The sequence below is a fragment of the Methylobacterium iners genome (assembly GCF_022179305.1).
GTDB classification, from domain to species: domain Bacteria; phylum Pseudomonadota; class Alphaproteobacteria; order Rhizobiales; family Beijerinckiaceae; genus Methylobacterium; species Methylobacterium iners.
In genome coordinates this window covers 12484-35762 of sequence record NZ_BPQP01000035.1, presented here as the reverse complement: position 1 = coordinate 35762, position 23279 = coordinate 12484, and the positions used below count along the sequence as shown (strand labels likewise).

Annotated in this window: 23 protein-coding genes and 1 tRNA gene; 8 read left to right on the top strand and 16 right to left on the bottom strand. The window is 70.9% G+C overall.

All coding sequences use genetic code 11. The features are described from left to right. Positions 1–147 precede the first annotated feature (147 nt). The gene (locus MFF55_RS12690) at positions 148–1542 is read left to right on the top strand and encodes a M20/M25/M40 family metallo-hydrolase (RefSeq protein WP_238244461.1); all 1395 of its coding nucleotides are present in this window, start codon (positions 148–150) and stop codon (positions 1540–1542) included. An 18-nt stretch (positions 1543–1560) separates the two neighbouring features. Here the strand turns inward: MFF55_RS12690 and MFF55_RS12685 are convergent, their stop codons facing one another. After that, on the bottom strand, positions 1561–2178 hold the full coding sequence (locus MFF55_RS12685; RefSeq protein WP_238244460.1) for an FMN-dependent NADH-azoreductase: 618 nt from the start codon (positions 2176–2178) through the stop codon (positions 1561–1563). An 83-nt stretch (positions 2179–2261) separates the two neighbouring features. Between MFF55_RS12685 and MFF55_RS12680 the strand changes: the two genes are divergently transcribed. After that, positions 2262–2687, top strand: coding sequence for a winged helix-turn-helix transcriptional regulator (locus MFF55_RS12680; RefSeq protein ID WP_238244459.1), 426 nt, complete (start codon positions 2262–2264; stop codon positions 2685–2687). A 46-nt stretch (positions 2688–2733) separates the two neighbouring features. On the opposite strand, the gene ubiA is transcribed toward MFF55_RS12680, so the two are convergent. Together ubiA and MFF55_RS12670 are read right to left on the bottom strand one after the other, a co-directional pair. Further along, positions 2734–3681 (bottom strand): 4-hydroxybenzoate octaprenyltransferase, encoded by a 948-nt coding sequence (ubiA, locus tag MFF55_RS12675; protein ID WP_238244458.1) that lies wholly within the window; start codon positions 3679–3681, stop codon positions 2734–2736. A gap of 22 nt (positions 3682–3703) precedes the next feature. Continuing rightward, positions 3704–4168, bottom strand: coding sequence for a hypothetical protein (locus MFF55_RS12670; RefSeq protein ID WP_238244457.1), 465 nt, complete (start codon positions 4166–4168; stop codon positions 3704–3706). Positions 4169–4401: 233 nt separating this feature from the next. Between MFF55_RS12670 and MFF55_RS12665 the strand changes: the two genes are divergently transcribed. The 5 genes from MFF55_RS12665 (at position 4402) to MFF55_RS12645 (ending at position 8141) form a co-directional block, all read left to right on the top strand. Next, positions 4402–5154 carry a 16S rRNA (uracil(1498)-N(3))-methyltransferase gene (locus tag MFF55_RS12665; RefSeq protein WP_238244456.1) on the top strand — a complete coding sequence of 251 codons (753 nt, stop codon included), beginning with the start codon at positions 4402–4404 and terminating at the stop codon, positions 5152–5154. Positions 5155–5298: 144 nt separating this feature from the next. Continuing rightward, on the top strand, positions 5299–6666 hold the full coding sequence (locus tag MFF55_RS12660; protein ID WP_238244455.1) for a glutamate--cysteine ligase: 1368 nt from the start codon (positions 5299–5301) through the stop codon (positions 6664–6666). A gap of 111 nt (positions 6667–6777) precedes the next feature. Continuing rightward, positions 6778–7143 carry a hypothetical protein gene (locus MFF55_RS12655; RefSeq protein ID WP_238244454.1) on the top strand — a complete coding sequence of 122 codons (366 nt, stop codon included), beginning with the start codon at positions 6778–6780 and terminating at the stop codon, positions 7141–7143. 81 nt (positions 7144–7224) lie between these two features. Further along, positions 7225–7488 (top strand): sulfurtransferase TusA family protein, encoded by a 264-nt coding sequence (locus tag MFF55_RS12650; protein WP_238244453.1) that lies wholly within the window; start codon positions 7225–7227, stop codon positions 7486–7488. Between the two features lie 80 nt (positions 7489–7568). Beyond that, on the top strand, positions 7569–8141 hold the full coding sequence (locus MFF55_RS12645) for an NUDIX domain-containing protein (protein WP_238244452.1): 573 nt from the start codon (positions 7569–7571) through the stop codon (positions 8139–8141). Positions 8142–8159: 18 nt separating this feature from the next. On the opposite strand, the gene MFF55_RS12640 is transcribed toward MFF55_RS12645, so the two are convergent. The 6 genes from MFF55_RS12640 to MFF55_RS12615 form a co-directional block, all read right to left on the bottom strand. Further along, positions 8160–9002, bottom strand: coding sequence for a WecB/TagA/CpsF family glycosyltransferase (locus tag MFF55_RS12640; RefSeq protein ID WP_238244451.1), 843 nt, complete (start codon positions 9000–9002; stop codon positions 8160–8162). Then, positions 8995–10464, bottom strand: a complete 1470-nt coding sequence (locus MFF55_RS12635; protein WP_238244450.1) for a GumC family protein — start codon at positions 10462–10464, stop codon at positions 8995–8997. Before MFF55_RS12635 ends, MFF55_RS12640 begins: the two co-directional genes overlap by 8 nt. Before the next feature lie 230 nt (positions 10465–10694). Next, positions 10695–11783, bottom strand: coding sequence for a glycosyltransferase (locus MFF55_RS12630; protein WP_238244449.1), 1089 nt, complete (start codon positions 11781–11783; stop codon positions 10695–10697). Beyond that, positions 11780–13804, bottom strand: coding sequence for a glycosyltransferase (locus MFF55_RS12625; protein WP_238244448.1), 2025 nt, complete (start codon positions 13802–13804; stop codon positions 11780–11782). Before MFF55_RS12625 ends, MFF55_RS12630 begins: the two co-directional genes overlap by 4 nt. Positions 13805–13978: 174 nt before the next feature. Further along, positions 13979–14055, bottom strand: a tRNA-Pro gene (locus tag MFF55_RS12620). Between the two features lie 62 nt (positions 14056–14117). Beyond that, complete coding sequence (locus MFF55_RS12615) at positions 14118–14876, bottom strand: 4'-phosphopantetheinyl transferase family protein (protein WP_238244447.1); 759 nt, start codon at positions 14874–14876, stop codon at positions 14118–14120. A 150-nt stretch (positions 14877–15026) separates the two neighbouring features. Between MFF55_RS12615 and MFF55_RS12610 the strand changes: the two genes are divergently transcribed. Further along, on the top strand, positions 15027–16346 hold the full coding sequence (locus MFF55_RS12610; RefSeq protein WP_238244446.1) for an MFS transporter: 1320 nt from the start codon (positions 15027–15029) through the stop codon (positions 16344–16346). Here the strand turns inward: MFF55_RS12610 and MFF55_RS12605 are convergent. From MFF55_RS12605 to MFF55_RS12575, 7 genes are all read right to left on the bottom strand, one after another. Continuing rightward, positions 16343–16576 carry a hypothetical protein gene (locus MFF55_RS12605; RefSeq protein ID WP_238244445.1) on the bottom strand — a complete coding sequence of 78 codons (234 nt, stop codon included), beginning with the start codon at positions 16574–16576 and terminating at the stop codon, positions 16343–16345. The two genes, MFF55_RS12610 and MFF55_RS12605, sit on opposite strands and share 4 nt — an antisense overlap. A gap of 156 nt (positions 16577–16732) precedes the next feature. Continuing rightward, positions 16733–17605, bottom strand: a complete 873-nt coding sequence (locus MFF55_RS12600; RefSeq protein WP_238244444.1) for an RNA polymerase factor sigma-32 — start codon at positions 17603–17605, stop codon at positions 16733–16735. 249 nt (positions 17606–17854) lie between these two features. Next, complete coding sequence (locus tag MFF55_RS12595; RefSeq protein ID WP_238244443.1) at positions 17855–18436, bottom strand: CarD family transcriptional regulator; 582 nt, start codon at positions 18434–18436, stop codon at positions 17855–17857. A gap of 359 nt (positions 18437–18795) precedes the next feature. Continuing rightward, positions 18796–19134 (bottom strand): ferredoxin FdxA, encoded by a 339-nt coding sequence (fdxA, locus tag MFF55_RS12590; protein ID WP_238244442.1) that lies wholly within the window; start codon positions 19132–19134, stop codon positions 18796–18798. A gap of 122 nt (positions 19135–19256) precedes the next feature. Then, positions 19257–19547, bottom strand: a complete 291-nt coding sequence (locus MFF55_RS12585; protein ID WP_238244441.1) for an RNA-binding S4 domain-containing protein — start codon at positions 19545–19547, stop codon at positions 19257–19259. 11 nt (positions 19548–19558) lie between these two features. Further along, positions 19559–22885 carry a helicase-related protein gene (locus MFF55_RS12580; RefSeq protein WP_238244440.1) on the bottom strand — a complete coding sequence of 1109 codons (3327 nt, stop codon included), beginning with the start codon at positions 22883–22885 and terminating at the stop codon, positions 19559–19561. Positions 22886–22939: 54 nt separating this feature from the next. After that, positions 22940–23278, bottom strand: coding sequence for a hypothetical protein (locus tag MFF55_RS12575; RefSeq protein ID WP_238244439.1), 339 nt, complete (start codon positions 23276–23278; stop codon positions 22940–22942). Position 23279: the final 1 nt, after the last annotated feature.

Sequence of the window (23279 nt, the reverse complement as noted above, 5' to 3'; positions counted from 1 at the left end):
GTCCAAGTCCGTTAAGATTGTCCTCGGACCACGTGCCCAACGGGGCGAGGCACGAGGCGTCCCTCGGCACTCGGGCCGCAGACGGTTTACGCGGGCCCTCGGCCTCGGTTAGCCCTGAGACAGCCGCAACCGATCAGGACCCCGCCCATGGCCGCGCTCGACCCCGTGCTCAACGACATCGACCGCGACCTCGACAACGCCCTGGAGCGCCTGTTCGCCTTCCTGCGCATCCCCTCGATCTCCACGGACCCGGCCTATGCGCCCCATTGCCGGGAGGCGGCGGCGTGGCTCGCGGGCACGCTGACGGCGCTCGGCTTCGAGACGTCGGTGGAGGAGACCTCGCTGCACCCCGTCGTGCTCGCGCATGCGCCGAAGCCGGGCGCGCCGCACGTCCTCTTCTACGGGCATTACGACGTCCAGCCCGTCGATCCGCTGGATCTCTGGGAGACGTCGCCCTTCGAGCCCCGCCTCGCCGCAGGGCCTGACGGGGCGCAGCGAATCGTCGCCCGCGGCGCCTCGGACGACAAGGGCCAGGTGATGACCTTCGTCGAGGCCTGCCGCGCCTGGAAAGCCATGACGGGCGAGCTGCCCTGCGGCGTCACCATCCTGATCGAGGGCGCGGAGGAGAACGGCTCGCAGGGCCTTCCCGAATGGGTCGCGGCCAATCGCGAAAGACTCGGCGCCGACATCGTGCTCGTCTGCGACACTAGCATGTGGGACGGGACGACGCCCGCCATCACGACCTCCCTGCGCGGCCTCGCCTATTTCGAGGTCAAGGTGACCTGCGCCGACCGCGACCTGCACTCGGGCTTCTTCGGGGGCGCCGCGGCGAATCCGATCCACGTGCTCTCGCGCCTCATCGCCGACCTCCACGACGCGGAAGGCCGCGTCGCGCTGCCGGGCTTCTACGAGGGCGTGCGCGAAACCCCGCCCGCGATCCTCGACCAGTGGCGCGGCCTCGGCTTCACGGCCGAGAAGTTCCTCGGCCCCATCGGCCTCAAGGAGCCGGTGGGCGAGCGAGGCCGGATGCTCATCGAGATGATCCAGTCCCGCCCCGCCTGCGACGTCAACGGCATCATCGGCGGCTACACGGGGGAGGGGACGAAGACCGTCATCGCCTCCCAGGCGAGCGCCAAGGTGTCGTTCCGGCTCGTCGACGACCAGGATCCCGAGGTCCTGGCCCGAACCTTCGAGGCCTTCGTGCGCGAGCGGATCCCCGCCGACTGCTCGGTCGAGGTGATCTGCTACAAGGGCTCGCGGGCGATCGCGCTGCCCTTCGACATGCCCGAGCTCGCCACCGCCAGTGCTGCGCTCCAGGACGAGTGGGGGGGTGCGCCCGTGACCATCGGGGCGGGAGGCTCGATCCCGATCGTCGGCGACTTCAAGCGCCTGCTCGACCGCAACACCCTGCTCATCGGCTTCGGCCTCGACGACGACCGCATCCACTCGCCGAACGAGAAGTACGACCTGCGCAGCTTCCACAAGGGCACGCGCTCCTGGGCGCGCATCCTCGCGGCCCTGCGGCGCGAGGGGCAGGGCTGATCCGCCCCTCGCCCCGGCTCAGGCGGCGACCGGCAGCGCCGCAGCCTGTTCGAGGCCCGACCGCAGCGCGGCCTCGCGCTGCTCGGGCCCGACCGCGATTCCCTCGGCCGAGACGACCTCCGGATTGGCGATGCCCATGAAGGCGAGGATCGTGCGCAGGTAGGTCTCGGCATGCTCGAAGGACTGGACCGGCGAGCTCGCGCCGTAGAAGCCGCCCCGCGCGATCGCGAGGATGACGCGCTTGTTGCCGACGAGGCCCTCGGAGCCCTTCTCGGTGTAGCGGAAGGTCTTGCCGGCGGCCGTGATCCGATCGATCCAGGCCTTGAGCTGGCTGGGAACGGTGAAGTTGTAGAAGGCGACGCCGATCACGACGACGTCCGCCGCCAGGAACTCCTCGAGAACCCGCCCGCCGAGGGCGAGGTCGTGCTGGATCGCCGGATCGTGCTGCGCCGCGGGGCTCGAAGCCGCGGCGAGGTAGGCGCCCGAGAGGTGCGGCACCGGCTCGGCCGCGAGGTCCCGGTAGGTCACCCGCACGTCCGGGTTGCCCTGGCGGATCTTCGCGACGGCCGCGGCCGACAGCCGGCGGCTCACCGAGTGGTCGCCGAGGATGCTGGAATCGAGGTGGAGCAGGTTCATCGACTTTGCCTCAGGAAGAGTGGTATCAAACCGATACCGAGGCAACTTAGATGACCGCCCAAGGGGCACAAGGAGGCACATTCTTGGTACCCGAGCACACGGATGTGACCGAGGCCGAGTCCCTGCACCGGGGCGGCAATTGTCAGGACGTCAGCGAGATCCTCGCCCGCGTCGGCGACAAGTGGAGCGTGCTCATCGTGATGATGCTGGGGAGCGGGCCGCGGCGCTTCAACGAGCTCAAGCGCATGGTCGGCGGCATCTCGCAGCGCATGCTCACGCTGACGCTCCGCGGGCTCGAACGCGACGGTCTCGTGACCCGCACGATCTATCCGACCATCCCGCCGCGGGTCGATTACGCGCTGACGGACCTCGGGCACTCGCTCAGTGAGCCGGTCAAGGCGCTCGGGGCCTGGGCCATCGAGAACAAGGCGACCATCCGGCAGGCCCGGGAGGCCTTCGATGCGCGTCGGGACGAGGCGCAGGATTGGGGCGGGCGGCGCTTCGGCTGAGAGCTGGTCATTTCAGCGGGCGCTGGAAGCACACGCCTGAAGAGGCTCAGCCGTGCCGCAGCAGAGCGTCGGCCGCGAGCCCGGCGAAGAGGATGAGCCCCGCATCGCGATTCGATCGGAACAGGGCGAGGGCGCCCTGGCCGTCCCGCTCGTCGAGGCGGACGACCTGCCGGGCGAGATGGGCGCCGAACAGCGCCAGCCCGAACCATCCGGCGAAGCCCGCGCCGGCCGACCAGGCGGCGAGCGCGATCAGAGCGAAGGCAAGCCCGTAGCAGAGGCCGACGGCGAGGCGTAGCCGCTCGCCGAAGAAGCGGGCGGAGGACCGGATGCCGGCGATAGCGTCGTCCTCGATGTCCTGCACGGCGTAGATCGTGTCGTAGCCCACCACCCAGGCGATCGTGCCCGCGTAGAGCAGGTAGGCCGGCGGATCGAGGCGCCCAAAGACCGCCACCCAGCCCATCAGCGCGCCCCAGGAGAAGGCGAGGCCGAGGACGAGCTGGGGTACCGGCATCACCCGCTTCATGAACGGGTAGATCGCGACGGGGATGAGGGAGGCGAGGCCGACGAGGATCGCGCTGGCATTGAACTGAACCAGAACGGCGAATCCGACCAGCGCCTGCGCCACCAGGAAGAGCGCCGCCGCGCGCGGGCGGACCTGGCCGGAGGGGAGGGGGCGGGAGCGCGTGCGCTCGACCTGCGCATCGAGGTCGCGGTCGGCGATGTCGTTGTAGGTCGAACCGGCGCCGCGCATGGCGACGGCGCCGATCAGGAACAGGACGAGGTGCCAGGGGTCGGGGAAGGGCCGCCCGCTGGCCAGCGCGGCGAGCGCCGCGGACCACCAGCACGGCAGCAGCAGGAGCCACCATCCGATCGGGCGGTCGATCCGCGCGAGCCGGAGATAGGGCCGGGCCCGAACCGGCGCGAGGCGGTCGACCCAGTGGCCGGCCACCGCATCCGCGACGCGACGATCCTCGGGCGTGCTCACGCCGGCCATGCCGGCGACGGCCTGTCCCGAATCAGAGGGCGCCCTGCGGCATCTTCATGGTGCCGGTCAGGCCCGGGCCGCCGAGCAGCCCGCCACCACCGCCGTTCTGCGCCTGCGCGCGGGCCTGCGATTCCATCTTGGCTGCCTGGGCCGCGATGCCGCAGACCTTCGTGCGGATGCCGACGACGTTCTTGTGGTCCTTCTCGAAGCCTTCGGCGAAGGAATCGGGGATCGAGCACCATTCCTTGTTGGCCGCGATCCACTTCACGCCCTCGACACCGTTCGCCTGGATCTTGCCGAACAGGCTGCAGGCCTCGGCCGGGGTCATCTTCTTCTTGCTGTTCTGAACGGCATTGGCCTTCGCCACGAGGTCCTTGCGGTCCTGCAGCGTCTTCTGGATGTCGCCGCACTGCGCGCTCTGCGCGACGGCCGAACCCGCGAACAGGACAGCGCCCATGGCAGCACCCGTTGCCAGAGCGATGGTCTTGAACGACATGGCCTCTTCTCCCCTCATCCGGCCGCGGTCCCTGATGCCCGCGGTCGCCCGTCTTCTGCTGGCAGCGTTTCCGCATAGGAATGTGGCGTCTTTCGAGCCGCAAAGGGGGAGAGCGGATCGGCCGTGGGCAATCCGCAGGAATTCCGCGGCTGTGATTTTTCTGCATCACTCATCGCACGAGGGCCGGCGCAGCATGCGTTGACAGGGCCGACGGCGCCGCGCGAGGAGGGCTGATGGCCGCCTACGACTTCACCGCGCCGCGCCTCTTCGTCGATGCGAATCTCGAACCCGACGCGGTGCTGCCGCTCGACCGGGCGCAGGCCAACTACCTCCTCAACGTCCTGCGCCGCGGGCCGGACGACCCGGTCCTCCTGTTCAACGGCCGGGACGGGGAGTGGCGCGCGAGCCTGCGCGCGAGCGGCCGCAAGAGCGCCGACCTCATCGTGCGCGAGCGCACACGCCCGCAAACGCCGGCGTCCGATCTGCACTACCTGTTCGCGCCCCTGAAGAGCGCCCGCCTCGATTACTTGGCGCAGAAGGCGGTGGAGATGGGAGCTGGCACCATCCGGCCGGTGATCACGCGCTACACGCAAGGGGAGCGGATCAACCGGGAGCGCCTGCGCGCCAACGCCATTGAGGCCGCCGAGCAATGCGGCATCCTCGCGATCCCCGCTCTGCCGGAACCGGCGCGCCTGGGTGTCGCCGTCGACGCGCTGGAGCCCGAGCGCCTGCTCGTCTTCTGTGACGAGGACGCGACGACGGCCGACGCCGTGGCGGCCCTGCGTGCGGCGGCCGATGCCGCCGCGCCACCCCCGCTCGCCGTCCTCATCGGACCCGAGGGCGGCTTCGCGGAGGACGAGCGCGAACTCATCCGAGCACGGCCGAACACCGTCGCCCTGTCGCTCGGGCCGCGCATCCTTCGCGCCGACACGGCGGCGGTGGCGGCCCTCGCACTCGTCCAGGCCGTCCTCGGCGACGCGCGCTGAGGGACCCTGCGTTGTCGCCCCTTGCCGGCTGGATTACAGACCCGACATCCGGGACGGCCGTTCCGGCCAAGTAAGCCTCCGCCCAAGCGTGCCGCTGCCCGCGACCGTTTCCGCCCGAGCCCCTACCAGTCCGAGAGGCAGCGCATGGCGCGCGACACGTCCGACACGACCCCGCTGACGACGCGGGACGAACTGATCGCGTGGTTTTCCGCGGGCGAGAAGCCGCGCGACGCCTTCGCGATCGGGACCGAGCACGAGAAGGTGCCGTTCTACCGCGACGGCAACCGGCCGGTGCCCTACGAGGGAACGACCGGCATCCGCGCCCTCCTCGAAGGGCTCGCCCGTGAGACGGGCTGGGAGGCCATTGAGGATTCCGGCAACCTGATCGGGCTCGCCGGCACGCAGGGCGGCGCGATCTCGCTGGAGCCCGGCGGCCAGTTCGAACTGTCCGGCGCGCCGCTGCCGGACGTCCACGCCACGGTGGCCGAGCTGCACGACCACCTCGAGGCGGCGGCCCGCGCCGCGGATCCCCTCGGCATCGGTTTCCTCAACCTCGGCATGAGCCCGAAATGGTCGCGGGAGGAGACGCCCGTGATGCCCAAGAGCCGCTACCGGATCATGGCGGCCTACATGCCCAAGGTCGGAGGGCTCGGGCTCGACATGATGCTGCGCACGGCCACCGTGCAGGTGAACCTCGACTTCTGCTCCGAGCCCGACATGGCGGCCAAGATGCGCGTCGCCCTGGCGCTGCAGCCCGTCGCCACCGCGCTCTTCGCCAATTCGCCCTTCACGGACGGGCGCCCGAACGGCTTCCTGTCCCGCCGCTCGGAGATCTGGCGGGACACCGATCCCCATCGCACCGGCATGCTGCCCCGCGCCTTCGCGCCCGGCTTCGGCTACGAGGCCTATGTCGACTGGCTCCTCGACGTGCCGATGTACTTCGTGAAGCGGGGCGAGACCTACCACGACGTCACCGGCGCCTCGTTCCGCGACCTCATGGCCGGGCGCCTGCAGGCCCTGCCGGGCGAGTTCGCCACGGTGTCGGATTGGGCCAACCACGCCTCCACGGCCTTCCCGGAGGTCCGGCTCAAGCGCTTCATCGAGATGCGCGGCGCCGATGTCGGCAATTCGGCGATGATCGCGGCGCAGGCGGCGTTCTGGGTCGGCCTTCTCTACGACAAGGCCGCGCTGGCGGCGGCCTCGGATCTCGTCGCCGAGTGGGATGCGGCGGAGCGCGAGGCCCTTCGCGCGAGCGCGCCACGGCTCGGCCTCGCGGCCTGGGTCGGCGGCCGCAGCCTCGGCGCGGTCGCCGCCGAAGCGCTGGCCATTGCGCGGCGCGGCCTGCAGGCGCGCGCGAGGCGGGATGCGGAGGGTCGGGACGAGAGCCGCTACCTCCAGCCGCTGGAGGCTATCGTCGCCTCAGGGCGCACGCGGGCCGAGGAGCGCCTCGCCGACTACGAAGGTTCTTGGGGACGGAGCGTGGAACCAGCCTTCACCTATTGCGTCTTCTAGGCATCGGGTGCTCGCGCGCACGGCCGAATGTCGCTAGGCTATGCCATTCGGGAACGGTTCAGCATTCCTGCTGTTCTTTGGGATGAGACAACCCCAACGATGGAGGCTTCCTTGAAGCGCACCCTGTCCGTCATTCTCGCCGGCGCCACCGCCGTCGGCCTCTCCGTCAGCTCCGTCCAGGCCGCGCCGATGTCGGCCGCGACCTCCGCCCAGGTCGACGGCGACAACGCGAACCTCGCCGAGGTCCGCTATCGCGGCTACGGCCGTGGCTACTACGGCCGCGGCTACGGCTACCGCCGTGGCGGTGGTGCGGCCGGTGCCCTCGCGGCCGGCGCCGCGCTCGGCATCATCGGCGGCGCGATCGCGGCCAGCGCGGCCCCGCGCTACGGCTACTACGATCGTGGCTACGGCTATTACGGCCGTCCCGCCTATGGCTACGGCTACCCGGCCTACGGCTACTACGATTACGGCTACTGATCGAATCGACGAAGTCATCGATCCTCGAACCGCCCGCGGCCCACGCCGCGGGCGGTTCTCGTTCGTCGACAGGGTGAGTTCGTGAGCGCGCCGGAAGATCCGTCGACGACAGCGCCGCTCGAGCTCGATCTCAGCGGGCTCAAATGCCCGCTGCCCGTGCTGCGCACCCGCAAGGCCCTGCGGAGGCTCGCGCCCGGCGCCGGCCTCGTCGTGACCTGTACCGACCCGCTCGCGGCCATCGACATCCCCAATCTCGTTCGCGAGCAGGGCGACGTGCTCGAGGGGCAGGAGAGCGGCGGCGGCGTCCTGCGCTTCGCCATCCGTCGCGGAGCGGCGTCCGGCTGAGTGCCGTTCCGCCACATTCATGCGCCCATCCCCCTGCTACCGCCCGCACCGATGAGGCGCTCGGCGGGGGAGAGACCTTCATGACACCGGTCATTCGCGGAACACGGATCGTGCACGACGGCTGGAGCCGTTTCCTCGTCGCGGAGGTGACGATGCCCGACGGGACTCCGCTGAAGCGCGAGATCGAAGACCACGGACGGGCGGTCGCCGTCCTGCCCTACGATCCGGATCGGCGCGTCGCTCTGCTGGTCGAGCAGTTCCGGCCACCGATCTTCTTCGCGGCCGGCGTCCTGTCGCTGCTCGAGGTGCCCGCCGGGCTGCTCGACGAGGCGGAACCCGAGGACGGCGTGCGGCGCGAGGCCTTCGAGGAGGCCGGGCTGCGGCTCGGACGTCTCGAGCCCGTGGTTCGGGGCTGGAGCATGCCGGGCATCTCGACCGAGCAGATGGACTTCTATCTCGCGCCCTACGGCGAAGCCGACCGGTCCGAGGGGGATCACACCCCCGTCGACGAGTACGAGGACATCACCGTCCACGAGATCGACCTGACGGCGCTCGCGGCGATGAGCGATCGCGGCGAGATCACCGACGTGAAGACGCTGCTCCTCGTCTTCGCGCTCCGCCTGCGCCACCCGCGCCTGTTCGGCGCCGTCTGAGACGCGGAACGGCTCCACTCAGGACTTCGAGTGGACCTGCTCGACCTTCCGATGGGCGCCGTCGGGCGGCTCGTCGTCGAGGCTCATGACGATCCCTAGGAAGCGCCAGGACCGCACGAAATAGCGGTGGAAGAGCCGTCGCGGTGCGTGCGCGAAGCGGAAGAGCCATTCGAAGCCGGCCCGCTGCATGGCGACGGGCGCCCGCGCCATCAATCCCGCGGCGACGCTGAGCGCCTCGCCGACGGAGAGGACGACCGGTGCCCCGAGCGCCGCGCCCTGGCGGTCGACCCAGATTTCGGAGCGCGGCGCGCCGACGCCCATGACGAGCAGGGTCGTCCCGTGTGACCTGATCCGCTCGGCCAGCGCCCGCCCGTAGGGCTCGTCGGTCTCGAAGCCCATCGGCGGAACGATGACCGCGATGGCCTCGCGCGGCGCGCCCTGCGCGAGGAGCCGGGCAACCAGCGCGTCGCCGACGCGCGACGTCGCGCAGACGAAGAAGAGGCGTCTGCCCTCCGACCAGGGCTCGGCCAGCGCGGCGGCCAGCAGATCGTGCCCTGTCACCCGCCTCGCGCCAGGATCGCAGCGCCGCCGGGCGAGCCAGACGATCGGCATGCCGTCGAGGGTGCGCGCCGCGGCGCCGTCATAGGCCTTCCGGAAGGGCGGGCTCTCCGACAGGCTGATGATGTGGTCCATGTTGGCGGTCACGATCATCCGCGGCCGCGACGCAGGCATCGCGGCCGCCGTCGCCAGCACCGCCGCCGCGTCGCCCGGCGTGAAGCTCAGGCCGAAGAGCCGGACGCTCCTCGTTCCGCCCTGCCCGCCGCGCCTCCCCTCCAGCCCCGGAGATCCCGTCTCACGCATCGGCGGCACGGAAGCTGCGCGGCGGCAGCGCGGGTGCGCGCCTCACCCGCCGGCGGTCGCGGGCGGCCCCGAGGAGGAGGGCGATGCCGGCGCCGAACGTCATCCCGATCAGGAGAGCCGCGGGCAGGGCGATCTTCGGCGAGGGCGGCCAGCTCCGCAGCCTGGCCGGCGTCGCCGACGAGATCACCCGGACGTTGGTGCTGTTGAGGCGTTCCTGCTCGGTGGTTTCCCGCGAGCGTCGGAGAAAGGCCTCGTAGACCGAGCGGCGGGATTCGAGCTCGCGCTCCAACTCGCGAAGGCCGACATTGGCCCGGTCGCTGACCTCGGTTTCCACCTTCACGCGCTCGAGGTTCTTCCGGATCGCCGCCTCGCTCGCCGCCGATCGCTGGTAGTCCTTCTGCGTGTTGTCGATGATCCGCTCCTTCTCCCGCTGGATCAGTCGCTGGAGATCGCGCTGCTGAGCGTATTGCTCCGCCATCGCAGGGTGGCGTTCGCCGAGGCGGGTGCCGAGTTCGGCGGTGTTTCGCGAGAGCGTGGCGTATTGCTGCCGCAAGCCCTGCATCTCCAGCGATTGCAGCATTTCGGGCAGTGCCGTGCCGGTTTCGGTCGTGCGCATGCGCTTGGCCTGGTCGAGACGTTCCCGTGCCTCCGCGGTCCGGATGGAGGCCGCAACGAGCTGCTGGTTCAGGTCGCCCAGCTGTTGGTCGGTGAGCAATCGTCCGCTCGTCATCACTAGCTTGTTGTCCTGGCGATAGCGGACGAGCTTGCGCTCCGCCTCCTCGACCCCCCGGCGCAGGTCCGCGAGGCGGCCGCTCAGGGCGTCCGAGGCCCGACGCGCCGCCTCGGTCCGGGCGTTGGCCTCCTCGGCGATGTAGGCGTCGGCGATGGCGTTGGCGATGCGCGCCGACTTCTCCGGGTCCCAGGTCTGGACCGCTGCATCGATCACGAAGGTCCGCTCGGCGCGCTTGACGGTGAGCTTGAGGCGGAGGGAATCGAGCGCGATGTTGGCCGGGTCACGGCCCGCCGCGGGCGGGTCGAGGCCGAGGGCCGATCGCAGGGCGATCATCAGGGGATTGACCGAGGGCGGCCGCACGAACTCCTCGTCCGCGGCGAGATCGAGCCGCTCGATCACGCGGCGCAGGACGTTGTCGGACTGGATCACGCGGACCTGGCTCTCCGCGATGGAAACGCCGCTGTCGGCCTGCGGGGTCCGCGTGCTGATGTCGTTCTCGATAACGCGGAGGTCGCTGGGGTCGACCAGGATCTGGACGCTCGAGGTGTAGCCCGGCCTCAGGGCGCCGCCGAGGGCGACAGCCACGGCCACCATGAACAGGCCGCCGAGCACGATGAAGCCGCTGCCCTGCCAGAGCCGACGCAGAATGGTGCCGGCGCTCGGTCCTTCGCGCTCGGGTTCTGCGAATCGCACCGGCTCGCCGCGGACGGGCGTTCCGAAATCGAACATTCGCCTCGTTCCTCGGACCCGCCCCAGACGGATAAGTCCCGGCAAGTGGCGGACCACCTTGGATCGTGCCGCCGACGCCGTGCCCCGATACACGCGCCGCGTACAACATTACGACCGGACCTATCGTAAATGACCGGTCCCACAAAGGAACTGCGATGCCGCGTCCCCAGTCAATGCGGCTCTCTACGTAGTGTGATCGCCCCGCAGCGGCCCTGTTCACGGCGGTGGCGTCAGGAGCGGCCGGCCTCGATGACGCCGACGGGGTCCATGTAGACTGCCGGTCCCTTCGACAGGAATGCGCGAAAGCGCTCCAGATCGGCCGCCGCGAGCCGATTCCATCGCGCGACGTTGCACCGGGAGGCTGCCTGGGCTGCGGCAAGGCCGCCCGCCGCGATCCAGGCACCGATGGAACCGGCCACGGCGGCCGCGTCCGCGGGGGCTACGAGGAGTCCGGACCCTGCCAGCACCTCCTCGAACACGGGCGAGTCCGGCGCCACGACGGGAAGTCCGCCGTGCTGCACCTCGAGGAGCGGCAGTCCCAGACCCTCCGCCTTCGAGGTCGAGAGCAGCAAGTGGCATTCCTCGGCGAGCCCCCGCAGCCGATCGTCGGCGAGGTAGCCGTGACACCTCACGAAGGGCGGCGGCGGTTCGAGCGAGGGATGGCGTCCCCAGCCCAGCCGACCGACGATGTCGAGTTCCGCAGGCAGGCCGCCGGCGTTCAACGCCGCCACGATCGAGACGGAAGCGGCGTAATCCTTCCGCGGTTCGATCGTGCCGATGGCGAGCAGGCGCAGCGGCTGACCGGCCCGGTAAGGCGCAGGTCCGGCCGATTGCTGGAGGCCGAACACGTCGCGGGCCGGCGGTCGCAACAGCGCGACGAGGGCGTCCGGGGCGCAATGGGCGCGGAGCGCCGCGCCCGTCGTCCGGGAATTGACGAAGAACCGGCGTCCGAGTCGCATCGCGAGCGCGAAGCTCGGGGCGATGTACACGCGGCCCTTCCAGTTGAGGTCCTCGCGCCGGTCGAGCGGGAAGGTATCGTGGATGTAGGTGAGGCAGCGGTTCCCGAGGGCGAGCGAGAGCGGCCCGGGAGGAAATCCCGGGAAGAGGACGAAGGCTGAGCGGTCCACGAGGCATCGTGCCGGCAGCCCGAGCTGCTGGGCCACGATCATCCGCAGGAGGCTTCCGCTCCGCACCGGCCGGACCGCGTGCGGCTGCAGGTTCTCCTCGCGGAACAGGTCGAGGGCGACCCGCTCCAGGCCGGTGACGTGGCCCCGCAGATGGGTCTGATCGAGGTAGACCCGCCGGACCCCGGCCGTCATCGGCCGCGTCCGACGCGGCGCCGGAATAGTGCCGCCACGTAGAGCGCGCGTCGCATCCAGATCGGCATGCCTCGGCCCAGGAGGGCCTGCTTGGCGCGACGCAGCTGCCTGACGGCGGCCGGCGATGCCGGCGCCACCGTACCGGCATCGCCGGGATCTCGCCGCTTCGCGAAGGCGAAGCGGCCGAGCATCTCGGGCGCGAACCGGATGCGGCCGTCCGGCGGAGGGAGAAGCCATCCCTGCTCGACGAAGAGGTCGTGCAGGCGGATGGCGGCGCTCGCGTGGCTGTTGCGACCCTCGAAGGCCAGGCGCGCGAAGGCGCCCAGGCGACGGCGCCTGGGCGCATCGGCGATGAGGGCGGCGAGGGCCGCCGCGAGCCGTTCGGGCACCGGCGGAACGAGCAGGCCCGAGACGCCGTCGATCACGGCATCGGTCAGCCCGCCGACCACGTAGGCGACGGTTGGCGTGCCGCAGAGGCCGGCCTCGATCGGCATCTGGCCGAGCGTCTCGATCCGGCTCGCGGTGACGTGGATGTCGCAGGCGCCGTACCATCGCGCGAGCGTCCCCTCGTCCGTCACCGGCCCGGTGGAGACGAGGTTCGGCAGATCGAAACGGCTTGGATCATCGAGGCGGCCGACGGCGACGAACCCCACGCCCGGCCGTGCCACGCGGCCGAGCACGGCCTTCAGGTCCGCGAAGCCCTTGCCGGGCATGTCGGCGATGACGGCACCGAACAGGATGAGGACGTCATCGGCCGCTAAGCCGAGGCTTCGGCGCAGGGCGGCACGATCCTCGGGTGGCCGGAACACCCCGGTCGGGAAGGCCAGATCGATCCGGTGGACCCGGATGTCGGGCCCGCCGAGGGCGCGTGCGGTCGAGAGGGTCCAGCGGGAATTGGCGAGCAGGAGTGGCGCGCCCGGGCCGGAGAGGATCGCGCGCTTCGCGGCGAAGGCCGTGGCGATGCGGTTCGGCGCAAGCTGGGGATACTGGTCCGCGGAAGGACAAGCCGCGTCGCAGCCCGTTGCGATGCGGCTGCCTTCGGATGGAAACGCGCAGCGGCCCGTGAGGGGGAACAAGTCGTGCAGCACCGCCGCGACGGGCATCGTGGCGCCGAGGTGGGCGAGGGGATCGATCCCCCGGGTCGCCCCGTGGAGGTTGCCGGCAAGGACGAGGTCGTGGCCGCCCCCGCAGATCGCTGCCTCGGTTCTCGGAAAGCGATCGGTCCACTCGGCGGTCGCGGGCGGCGCCTCGGCGTCGAGGCGGTAATCCGTGACCCGATGACCGGAGAGTCGCAGGGCGTCCGCCAGGCGGCGGTGGGCGATGCCGGCACCGCCGCTGAGCCCGCGATCGGTCAGCGCCGCGATCGAGAGGCTCGCTCCCTTGCTCCGGGCACGGGCGCCTCGGCAGTGCTGGAGCAGAACGGGCCTTCCGATCCGGACGAAGGACGCTCCGATCGCCTCCAGGCGGCCCCAAAGGGCGACCAAGTCGAAGCCCGACGCCTCGGAGGCTCCGGCCCGTAGCACGGCCTCACGGGACAGGAGGACATCGCCGCCGGTGAAAGGCACGGTACCGTCGGCGCAGACGCGGGAGGGGTCGCCGATCACGTCGAGACCGATCACGCCGCGGTCGAACAGGACTCGGAGTCCGGCGACGCGGTCAGCGCCGCTCCCGACCGCCTCGAAGCCCAGGGCGGTAAGGGCGCCGGGCGCAAGGAGGTCCCCGGCGTGCAGCAGCAGCAGGTACTCCGCATCCGGACCGGACAGGGCGGCGAGCTCGCCGTTCAGCGGCGCCCCGTCGGCAAGGACGTCGTGGCGGGCTTCCGGGTAGTCCTGCGCGACGACGGAGGCGATGGTGGCGGACAGGCCGTCCGCATCGCCTTCATGCGCGATCAGGACCAGGATGGTGGGCCAGGCCCTCCCATCGGGCAGCCGGTCGGGACGAGCCTCGTGGCCGACATTCGCCGAGGGCCAGCCCGCGACGCCGTGGGCCTCCTCGCCGAACTCGGACGCGACGGTCCTCAAAGCTGGATCCGCGGAGAGGCGCCGGCAGCCCGGACGCATGCGGAGATGGGGAAGCTCACGGTCGGTACCCACCGCTGCGCGAGTGCGGAGTGGCTGACCGGCACGGGTCCGTCCTCATCGCACCGGGCCTCAGCGAGGCACCGGGAATCGGCAGGAGATCTGCGGGAAAGTACTTGGTCGGAGTGGCAGGATTTGAACCTGCGACCCCCACGTCCCGAACGTGGTGCGCTACCAGACTGCGCTACACTCCGAAGGCCAGCCGCGAGGCCAGCGGCCGGACGTATAGCGACCCGGGTCGGGAGCCGCAAGCGGATCATTCTCGCGCCGGCCCGGGCAACAGGTCGATCCAGTCCCGCGGCAGGGTGTGTTGGCGGAGGGCCGCAGCCGCGGCTTCGATCGCCACGGCGCCGAAATGGTCCTCGTCGACCGCGAGGCGATGGAGCGACCATGCCGCGGGCGATACGGCCCCGGCGCCGACCCAGATGAGCCCTGCCGGTGCCGGCGGCAGGGACACGGCGAAGGCGTCGAGGGGCATCGACAGGCCGGGGCCGAGGCCTTTGACGAAGGCCTCCTTGCAGGTCCACACGGCGAAGAAGGCCGCCCGCGCGGCCTCGCCCGAGCGGGCGGCGATCGCAGCGGCCTCGTCCGGGTGGAAATGCGTGCGTGCGATCCGGGCCGCGTCGCGGATCGGCCGGGCCACCTCGACATCGACCCCGATCCGGCTCGTCGGGGAGAGCCCAATCAGCGCCCAATCCCCGGAATGCGACAGGTTGAAGTGGGGGGCGATGGGCTGGTCCGGCCCGAGCTCAGGCTTGCCGGCGGGGCCGGCCACGAAGGCGAGGGCTTCGGGATCGGCGCCGAGGGCTCGCCCGAGGATCAGCCGCAAGGCCGCGTGACTCGCCAGGAAGCGGTGCCGATCCTCGCTCCTGGCGAAGCGGGCGGCCCGCGCGCGCTCTTCTTCCGACAGACAAGATGCCGCGCCGCGCAGGCGATCCTCGGAGAGTCGAAGGTCCACCCGCCAGACGATGCACCGGTCGACGGGGCCGGGCGGCACGTCGACCCAGGCCCCCATCACCGGCGGCCTCGCGGTCCCAGGACCCTTCGGTTAAGCTGAAGGCTGAGGGCGTCGGCCCTTCGATGGAACGGCGTCCGCCTTGAATCCTTCAACGACCGCCCTCCGACAAAGCTCATCGAACCCTGGGCCGGTCCGGTCGAACGGCCGATGAGCGGCGTCGGCACCGACGCCAGCCGCCCGACCGCCCGGACCTCGCCTCCGAGTCTGGCCCAGAGACCCTGGCGCTACGCCGCCTTCTTCTCGACCTATCTCTACCAGGGTCTCGTCGCCGGCTTCTCCCTGACGGCGCTCGCCAACCATTACTCCGGGCGCGGGGTCTCTGCCAGCGAGGTCGGGCTGCATTTCGCCCTCGCCGGGCTGCCCTGGACGGTCCAGCCCGTCCTCTGGGGTCCTCTCGTCGACCGCGTCGGCCCGGGCCGCCGACGGATCTGCGCGCTGACGGCCATCGCCGGCAGCCACCTGGCGCTCTGCGGCCTCTTCCTCGTGCCGGATGCCGGAGCGATCGGCGCCGTCGGCCTCGTCCTCTTCGCCCACAGCCTGGCCGCATCGCTCCTCGACACGGCCTGCGACCGCATGGTCATGGACCATGTTCCGCCCGATGAGCTCGGGCGGATGAGCGCCTGCATGCGGATCGGCTTCGTCGTCGGGACGAGCCTCAGCGCCGCCGTGTTCGCCTGGACGCTCTCCGTCTGGCCCTTTGCCGACAGCATCGCCCTCCTGCTCGGCCTCGGGCTTGCCGCGACCATCCTCCCGGTCGTCGTCCGGGAGCGACCGGGCGACGCGCTGTTCTCGCTGAAACGGCATCCCGGCCTGCCGCCGGCCCGTGCCTCGACGTTCAGGAGATTTCTGAGGCGTCTCGCGCTCGGGCTGCGCCGCGGGGCGGTGCTGCGCATCCTGCTCCTCTGCTTCGGCCTCGATTTCGTGCTCGCCCTGTTCGAGGTGCGCTTCGGCGTCGATCTCGTGCAGGGGCAGGGCTGGGACGCCGCCACGCTCTCGCGGCTTCAGGCCGGATTGGCTTTCGTCGGAGGAACGGCCGGTGCCCTGGCGATCGGCCTGTGGTCGGATCGGGTCGGCCGGCTGCCGGCCCTGCGACTGCTCCTCGTCGCCAGCGCCCTGGCCTTCGCGCTCGCTGGCCTGCTGATCGCGGCGGGTTCGCTGGGCGCGGCGGCCCCGGTGCTCGTCGGCCTGACCAATATCCTGCCGAACCTCATCATCGTCGCCATGGTGCCGGCGCTCATGGAGGCGAGCCGCGGTCGGGCAGGGGCCGCGACCCAGTTCGAGGTCTTCATGGCCACGATGAATCTGGGGTCGGTCGCCGGTGCGGCGGCATCCGGCTTCGTCGGCAGCCTCGTCCCCATCGCCGGCGTCGGCCTGCTCGTCGCGTTCGTCTTCGCCGTGGGCGCCTGGCTCTGCGACCGGCGCCACTTCCTCGCGGGAAAAGCGTCCCGCGTCGGTCGGACGCTCTAAGGGCGGGCTTGACGCTGAAGCGGCGCGTCCAGCGCCTGGTCGCGCCAGTGCTCCTCAAGGAGCAGGAGCCCGAGGTAGCCGACCTGAGCCACGGCTAGCGAGACGTAGAACAGCGCGAGTCCGGCATACCAGGACATGCCGTTGACCAGCACGACGACGATGGTCGCCGCCGACAGGATCGGCACCAGTGCAACCAGGGGCAGGAGCAGCCGTCGCGGGGAGTTGGTCATCACAGGGCACGCAGCGGACACGAAGTCATGAACGCTGCAGCGTAACGCCAAGCGAAGGCCGCGAATAGACAATTTCCGCCGCGACGTTAACACACACGGCATCGTTGCAGAATCGCTACATCTTTTCAGAAGGTCGACGCCACGGCGGGCACCGGCTCAGGCGTAGACGTTTCCGCCGCTCTGCGGGAAACGCTCGGCGAGCGCACGCCGGAGCTTCTCCAGGGCCCGGTTCTCGATCTGGCGAACCCGCTCCTTCGAGATGCCGAGCCGATGCCCCAGGGCCTCGAGCGTCGCCTGATCGTCGGCAAGCCGCCGCTCTCGCAGGATGCGCAGCTCGCGCTCGGAGAGCACGGCCAGAGCCTCGTTCAGCCAGGTGAGGCGCCGTTCGCCGTCGACCGTGGCCGACACCGTCTCGTCGGGAAGGGCAGCCCCGTCGATGAGGAAGTCCATCCGCTCGGAGGAGGCTTCGCTCTCTTCGCCCACCGGCGCGTTCAGCGACATGTCGGGACCCGAGAGGCGGGCGTCCATCAGGGCCACGTCCTCGCGCGACACGCCGATGGCGGCCGCGATCCGCCGGTGGATCTCGTCGCCGACATGCTCCTCGGTCGATTGCATCAGCCGGGCGCGCAGGCGACGCAGGTTGAAGAACAGGGCCTTCTGCGCGGAGCTCGTGCCGCCGCGGACGATCGACCAGTTGCGCAGGATGTAATCCTGGATCGAGGCCCGGATCCACCAGGTCGCGTAGGTCGAGAAGCGAACCTCGCGCTCGGGCTCGAAGCGGGCGGCGGCCTCCATCAGGCCGACATGCCCCTCCTGGACGAGGTCCGCCATGGGGAGGCCGTAGTGGCGGAAGCGGCCCGCGATGGCGATGACGAGACGCATATGCGCGGAGATGAGGCGGTGGAGTGCGCGCTCGTCGCGCTCGTCCTTCCAGCGCACGGCGAGGCCTCGTTCCTCGTCGCGGGCGAGGAAGGGGGCTTCCATGGCCGTCCGAATGAACTGCCGCCGTATCCCTGCGATATCCGCCATCCCCGCCTCCGCCTCTTGAATCGAGTGCTTATGCTGCAAGGGCCGGCCATGCCGATGCCGGACCGGCGCGAGCTTGGACCTATGTCAGGTGACCGACAACGACATCGCTGACACGTTTGTTCCCGCATTGCGACATGGGATTCTCCGGCCTCTCGCGCTCGTGACCGGAACGGCGCGAGTGATGCGGCGCAAAAGAAAAAGCCCGGCGCTGATGCACCGGGCTCATGTCGTCCGTGTGAAGGTCCGCGCTCAGGCGGCCTCCTCCTGAAGATCCTCGCCCTCGGCCTCGACCTCACCCTTGGCGCGCCGGGGCGACTTGGCGAGGCTCTGCTCGATCAGCTTTAGCGCCTCGGTCTCGGTGATGCGGTTCACCGCCGAGATCTCGCGCACGACGCGGTCGAGGGCCGCCTCGTAGAGCTGCCGCTCGCTGTAGGACTGCTCCGGCTGGGCCTCGGACCGGAAGAGGTCGCGCACGACTTCCGTTACCGAGAGAAGGTCGCCGGAATTGATCTTGGCCTCGTATTCCTGGGCGCGGCGCGACCACATCGTGCGCTTGATCCGGGCGCGGCCCGTCAGCACGTCCAGAGCCTTCTTGACGAGATCGGGCTCGGCGAGCTTGCGCATGCCGACGCTGTTGGCCTTTGCGGTCGGAACGCGCAGGACCATCTTGTCCTTCTCGAACGAGACGACGAACAGCTCGAGCTTGTAGCCGGCGATCTCCTGCTCCTCGATCGCGGTGATGCGACCGACACCGTGAGCGGGGTACACGACCGCTTCGCCGGTCTTGAAGCCTTGCCGGCCTGCTGCCGTCGTCTTCTTGGCTGTGGTCATGCGAGAAGCGCCTCCAGAACAACGCGCGGGTCTCTATCGCCGCGCTGGGCCTTAACCTTCCGGGGCGGGACACCCGGCTGAAGCCCTCTTGCCGCGGCCGTCGGCCGTCGGTTCCCAGGCTTGCCGATGCCTCGCGCCATGAGCGAACACCCACGGGAAGCCGCAACGGCTCCCCGCGGTCGATCGCATGCAACTCCACTCCACTGTCAAGGCTAGGGACCACCATGCGGCGGATGGAGGAAGCACGTCAGGCGCGAACGACGGCAGGCCCTCTGCATAGCACAATCGTGCCGCCGAATCAAAGGATTGCCGGCACAAACCCACCGATGATCACAGGCTCCGGCCGCAAATGGCCCGGCTCAGTCGCCCGTTCCGGGCTTTGCGGAGAAATGCGCCTCGAACTTGCCGGCGACGCCGTCCCATTCCTTCGCGTCGGCCGGCGCCTCGCGCTTCTGGGTGATGTTGGGCCAGCTCCGGGAGAAATCGGAATTGACCTTCAGCCAGTTCTCGAGGCCCGGCTCGGTGTCCGGCTTGATCGCCTCGGCGGGGCATTCCGGCTCGCAGACGCCGCAATCGATGCACTCGTCGGGATGGATGACGAGCATGTTCTCGCCTTCGTAGAAGCAATCGACCGGGCAGACCTCGACGCAGTCCATGTACTTGCACTTGATACAATTGTCGGTGACGACGTAGGTCATAGGCCCTGAGGTCCTTGATCCGGGATCTGTTCGGGAGCTGCGGCGCAGCCGCCGGCGCACGAAGCCCTGCGCGACTTTCCGAGGGCTCTAGACCCTGGCAGGGAGGCTGACAAGCGTGGCCGCTACGGTCCTCCCGCGGCGTCTTCCCCCGCCGAGAGGTCGGCGTAGAGCAGGCGCGCCTCGGGCGCGGGCCCGCGGCGCTGTCCCAGATCGACCACGCGCACGGTCGCCGTCACGTGGGCCGCCGCGACGGTCACGACGTCGCCGACCGCCAGGGCCTTGGCGGGCGCCTCGATCCGCGTCCCGTTCACCCGCACGAAGCCGTCGCTGACGAGCCGCCCCGCGAGCGTCCGGGTCCGCGCGAAGCGGGCGAACCACAACCATTTGTCGAGCCGTTGCCGCTCGGGCTTCATGCCGCTCCGGTCTAGCGCTTGCCGCCGTCGCCGGCCTCGAGCTGCGCCTTGAGGGCCGCGAGCTTGGCGAAGGGCGAATCCGGGTCCGGCGCGCGCTCGCGGCGCTGCGGACGCGGCTCCTCGCGGGGCGGGCCGGCGCGTTGCTCGTCCCGCCGTTCGGGACGGGGCCGCCCGGGCTCGAACCGCTCGCGTCGCGGCCGGCCCTCGGGACGGCCCTCGGCGGGTCGCCCCTGACCCGGCCCACCGGCGGCCTGCGCGGGTCGGCGGTCGCGCTGCTGGTTGCGGTCGCGGTGTTCCGGCCGTGCGTCGCCGGCGCTCCGGCCGGCGGGCGCATCGCGGCCCGGTCCGCGCGGGCGGTTCTGGCGCGGGTTCGCGTTCCGCTGGTGGCGCTGAAGCCGCCAGATCTCGATGGGAGCGGGTTCGGCGATGGCCGCGGCTTCGGCGTCCGGCTCCACCGCTTCCGTCGGCTGCGAGGCGTCGGGGTCCGGCGATACCTCGGCCTCGGCCGAGGTCGCGACCTCCGCCGTCTCCTCGGTCTCCGCGCCGGCCTCGGGGGAAGCCTCGACGGCGGCCGGCTGCTCAGGCTCGACGGCGGCGGCCTGCGGCGCGATCTCCTCGGCCTGCGATTGGGTTTCCTCGGCCTGCGGATCGGTCGAAGCATCGGGCGGGGCGGCATCGCCCTCGTCGGAGCTCGCCGCGGCCTCGGCCGGAACCGCCTCCGCGTCCTCGGCGGCGGCCTCCTCCGGCTGCGCCTCGCCCCCGGCGTCGCCGGTCGCCTCGGGCGATGCGGCGTCCTCGGCCTGCACCGACCCGTCCGTCACCGGCGTGGCCGGCACCGTCGCGGCGGCCGGAATGAGCGGCACGGTGATCGCCGGACCCGGCCGGCTCTCGGCGGCGTAGCCGAGGGATTTCAGGATCGAGGCGAAATCCTCGCCGGAGCAGCCGACGAGCGAGGTCATGCCGACCGTCGCGACGAAGCCGTCGCCGTCGGCGGTGCCGGCCGGCGGATCGCCCGGGGTCGTGCCGGGGCGATAGGCGATGGCGGGCCGGATCAGGTCGGCCAGGCGCTCGAGGATGTCCACGCGCACGGCCCGCTCGCCGCAGACCCGGAAGCCGGCCGCGCGGTAGAGCCCCTTGGCGATCGCCGGATCGACCTTGATCGAGGTGCGACCCGAGCCCGCGAGGTGGGCGATCTCGTCGAGGCCGGGCTGTTCGAGGCCGCCGTTCTTCAGCGCCCAGAGTTGGGCGGCCAGGGTGCGGGGCGCCGGCTTGAGGAGCGCCGGCAGGAAGATGTGGTAGGCGCCGAAGCGGACGCCGTGGCGACGCAGCGCCCCGCGGCCGTCCTGGTCGAGGCTGCGCATCTCGTGCATCACCTTCGACCGTTCGAGGACGCCGAGCGCCTCGACCACTTGGTAGCCGATGCCCTTCGACAGGCCGACGAGGTCGGCGGCCGTCTCGATCTCCATGAGCGGCCCGAGCAGGCGCACGACGTAGGCCTTCAGCCAGGCGACGAGCCGGGCCTCGACCTTGTCGCGGGCCGGGCCCGTGAGCTGCTCGTCGGCGATCAGCCGGACATGGGGCTCGAACAGCTTGTCGCCCGGCGTCAGCTTGGCGACGGGGTCGCCCGTCCAGCGGATCACGCCGTCGTGGGAGAGCACGAGCGAGGAATCGGCCGCGGCCGAGAAGCGCTCGGCCCGGGCCTCGATCTCGCCCGAGAGCGCCTTCTCGGCGGCGCTGCGCAGGGTCTTGGCCTCGTGGCCCTCGGCCCCGGGATCGGCGACGAACTGGAAGCCGTGCAGATGGCCGACATGCTGGCCCTCGACGGTAACGTCCCCGCCGGCGGTGATCTCAGCTTCCAACATCGTTTTCTCTCTGAGGCGCCGCATCAGGACGCTGGTGCGCCGGTCGACGAAACGGCTCGCGAGGCGTTCGTGCAGGGCGTCGGATAGCCTGTCCTCTACCCGACGCGTCTCGCCCTGCCAATGAGCGGGATCAAGAAGCCAGTCCGGCCGGTTCGCGACGAAGGTCCAGGTGCGGCCCTGCGCGATTCGCTGCGAGAGCGCGTCGATGTCGCCGTCGGTCCGGTCGATCATCGCGACGTGCTTGGCGAACCAGTCGTTCGGGATGCGGCCCGCCATGCCCCGCATCAGGAAGCGATAGAGCTGCGCCACGAGGTCGGCATGGGTCTGGGGATGGACTTTGCGGTAATCGGGCACGCCGCAGGTGTCCCAGAGCCGCTGCACCGCGGACGGGCTGCGGGCGAGATCGCGGATGTCGTCCTCCCGCGCCAGGATTTCGAGGGCCGATTGGTCCTCGCCCATCGGCGCCCGCGTCAGGCCGGGCTCGCGTGGGTGCTCGTCGAGGCTCTCCTGCAGGGCCGCGAGCGAGTGGAACCGCAGGTCGGGGTTGCGCCATTGCAGCATCCGCAGCGGCTCGAAATCGTGGCTCTCCAGCGCTTCGATCATCTCGGGCTCGAAGGGCGGGCAGCGCCCCGTCGACCCGAAGGTTCCGTCGGAGAGGTGGCGGCCGGCCCGGCCCGCGATCTGGCCCATCTCCGGCGGCGTCAGCTTTCGAAAGCGGGTCCCGTCGTATTTCCAGTTGGCGGCGAAGGCGACGTGGTCGACGTCGAGGTTCAGCCCCATCCCCACTGCGTCGGTGGCGACGAGGTAGTCGACGTCGCCCGACTGATACAGCTCGACCTGCGCGTTGCGGGTGCGGGGCGAGAGGGCGCCCAGCACCACGGCCGCGCCGCCGCGCTGGCGACGGATCAGCTCGGCGATGGCGTAGACCTCCTCGGCCGAGAAGGCGACGATCGCCGTGCGGCGAGGCAGGCGCGAGAGCTTCTTCTCGCCGGCAAATGTCAGCTTCGAGAGCCGCGGCCGCGTCGTGGTGTGGATGCCCGGGATCAGCGACTGCACCAGCGGCAGCATGGTGGAGGAGCCGATCAGGAGGGTCTCCTCGCGCCCGCGCTGGTGCAGCAGCCGGTCCGTGAAGACGTGGCCGCGATCCATGTCGGCCGAGAGCTGGATCTCGTCGATGGCGACGTAGGACACGTCGAGGTCGCGCGGCATCGCCTCGATGGTGGAGATCCAGTAGCGGGGCCGGTCCGGCTTGATCTTCTCCTCGCCGGTGACGAGGGCGACCTGCTCGGGTCCGACGCGGGCGACCACCCGCAGGTAGACCTCGCGGGCGAGCAGCCGCAGGGGCAGGCCGATCATGCCGGTCGGGTGCGCCAGCATCCGCTCGATCGCGAGATGGGTCTTGCCGGTATTGGTCGGCCCGAGCACCGCCGTGACGCCGCGCGCGCGGGCCTGCGGGGGTAGAGAGCGGCGGGTCATGGTTTGGGGGCGGTCCCTTCGCCGGCGCGGCCGGCGGCACGGGGCCGCCGAGGGTCAGTCGTCCCGGCGCCTGGGACCGGAGCGTCTCGCCCCACGCCGTTCCCCCTCATATGGGGCGGCGGCACCCTCCGCGCCAAGGCGGTCCTCCGCGCCGGATCGGCCGTCGACGCCGCCGGGCAGGCCGTAGATCTCGATCCGCGTGTTGCTCTTCGGCGTCGAGAGGTCGGCGCAGAGCGTGTCGGGAACGCTGGTGATCGGCCCGCGCCGAGGCGGGCGGCCCTCGATCACCTGGGCCGAGGAGAAAGCGTCGCCGCCGCAATCGGAGTCCGTGCCGAGGCTTTCCGCGCCGGCCGGCGCGACGAGCAGCGCGGCGAGGAAGAGGCCGCGAATCACG

Bases quoted from the DNA above. Each gene is read 5' to 3' on its own strand.
- MFF55_RS12610 (WP_238244446.1), top strand. From the start codon at position 15,027: ATGAGCGGCGTCGGCACCGACGCCAGCCGCCCGACCGCCCGGACCTCG.
- MFF55_RS12595 (WP_238244443.1), bottom strand. From the start codon at position 18,436: ATGACCACAGCCAAGAAGACGACGGCAGCAGGCCGGCAAGGCTTCAAG.
- MFF55_RS12615 (WP_238244447.1), bottom strand. From the start codon at position 14,876: ATGGGGGCCTGGGTCGACGTGCCGCCCGGCCCCGTCGACCGGTGCATC.
- MFF55_RS12585 (WP_238244441.1), bottom strand. From the start codon at position 19,547: ATGAAGCCCGAGCGGCAACGGCTCGACAAATGGTTGTGGTTCGCCCGC.
- ubiA (WP_238244458.1), bottom strand. From the start codon at position 3,681: ATGGCCGGCGTGAGCACGCCCGAGGATCGTCGCGTCGCGGATGCGGTG.
- MFF55_RS12635 (WP_238244450.1), bottom strand. From the start codon at position 10,464: ATGTTCGATTTCGGAACGCCCGTCCGCGGCGAGCCGGTGCGATTCGCA.
- MFF55_RS12600 (WP_238244444.1), bottom strand. From the start codon at position 17,605: ATGGCGGATATCGCAGGGATACGGCGGCAGTTCATTCGGACGGCCATG.
- fdxA (WP_238244442.1), bottom strand. From the start codon at position 19,134: ATGACCTACGTCGTCACCGACAATTGTATCAAGTGCAAGTACATGGAC.
- MFF55_RS12645 (WP_238244452.1), top strand. From the start codon at position 7,569: ATGACACCGGTCATTCGCGGAACACGGATCGTGCACGACGGCTGGAGC.
- MFF55_RS12580 (WP_238244440.1), bottom strand. From the start codon at position 22,885: ATGACCCGCCGCTCTCTACCCCCGCAGGCCCGCGCGCGCGGCGTCACG.
- MFF55_RS12660 (WP_238244455.1), top strand. From the start codon at position 5,299: ATGGCGCGCGACACGTCCGACACGACCCCGCTGACGACGCGGGACGAA.
- MFF55_RS12665 (WP_238244456.1), top strand. From the start codon at position 4,402: ATGGCCGCCTACGACTTCACCGCGCCGCGCCTCTTCGTCGATGCGAAT.
- MFF55_RS12605 (WP_238244445.1), bottom strand. From the start codon at position 16,576: ATGACCAACTCCCCGCGACGGCTGCTCCTGCCCCTGGTTGCACTGGTG.
- MFF55_RS12630 (WP_238244449.1), bottom strand. From the start codon at position 11,783: ATGACGGCCGGGGTCCGGCGGGTCTACCTCGATCAGACCCATCTGCGG.
- MFF55_RS12640 (WP_238244451.1), bottom strand. From the start codon at position 9,002: ATGCGTGAGACGGGATCTCCGGGGCTGGAGGGGAGGCGCGGCGGGCAG.
- MFF55_RS12690 (WP_238244461.1), top strand. From the start codon at position 148: ATGGCCGCGCTCGACCCCGTGCTCAACGACATCGACCGCGACCTCGAC.
- MFF55_RS12685 (WP_238244460.1), bottom strand. From the start codon at position 2,178: ATGAACCTGCTCCACCTCGATTCCAGCATCCTCGGCGACCACTCGGTG.
- MFF55_RS12670 (WP_238244457.1), bottom strand. From the start codon at position 4,168: ATGTCGTTCAAGACCATCGCTCTGGCAACGGGTGCTGCCATGGGCGCT.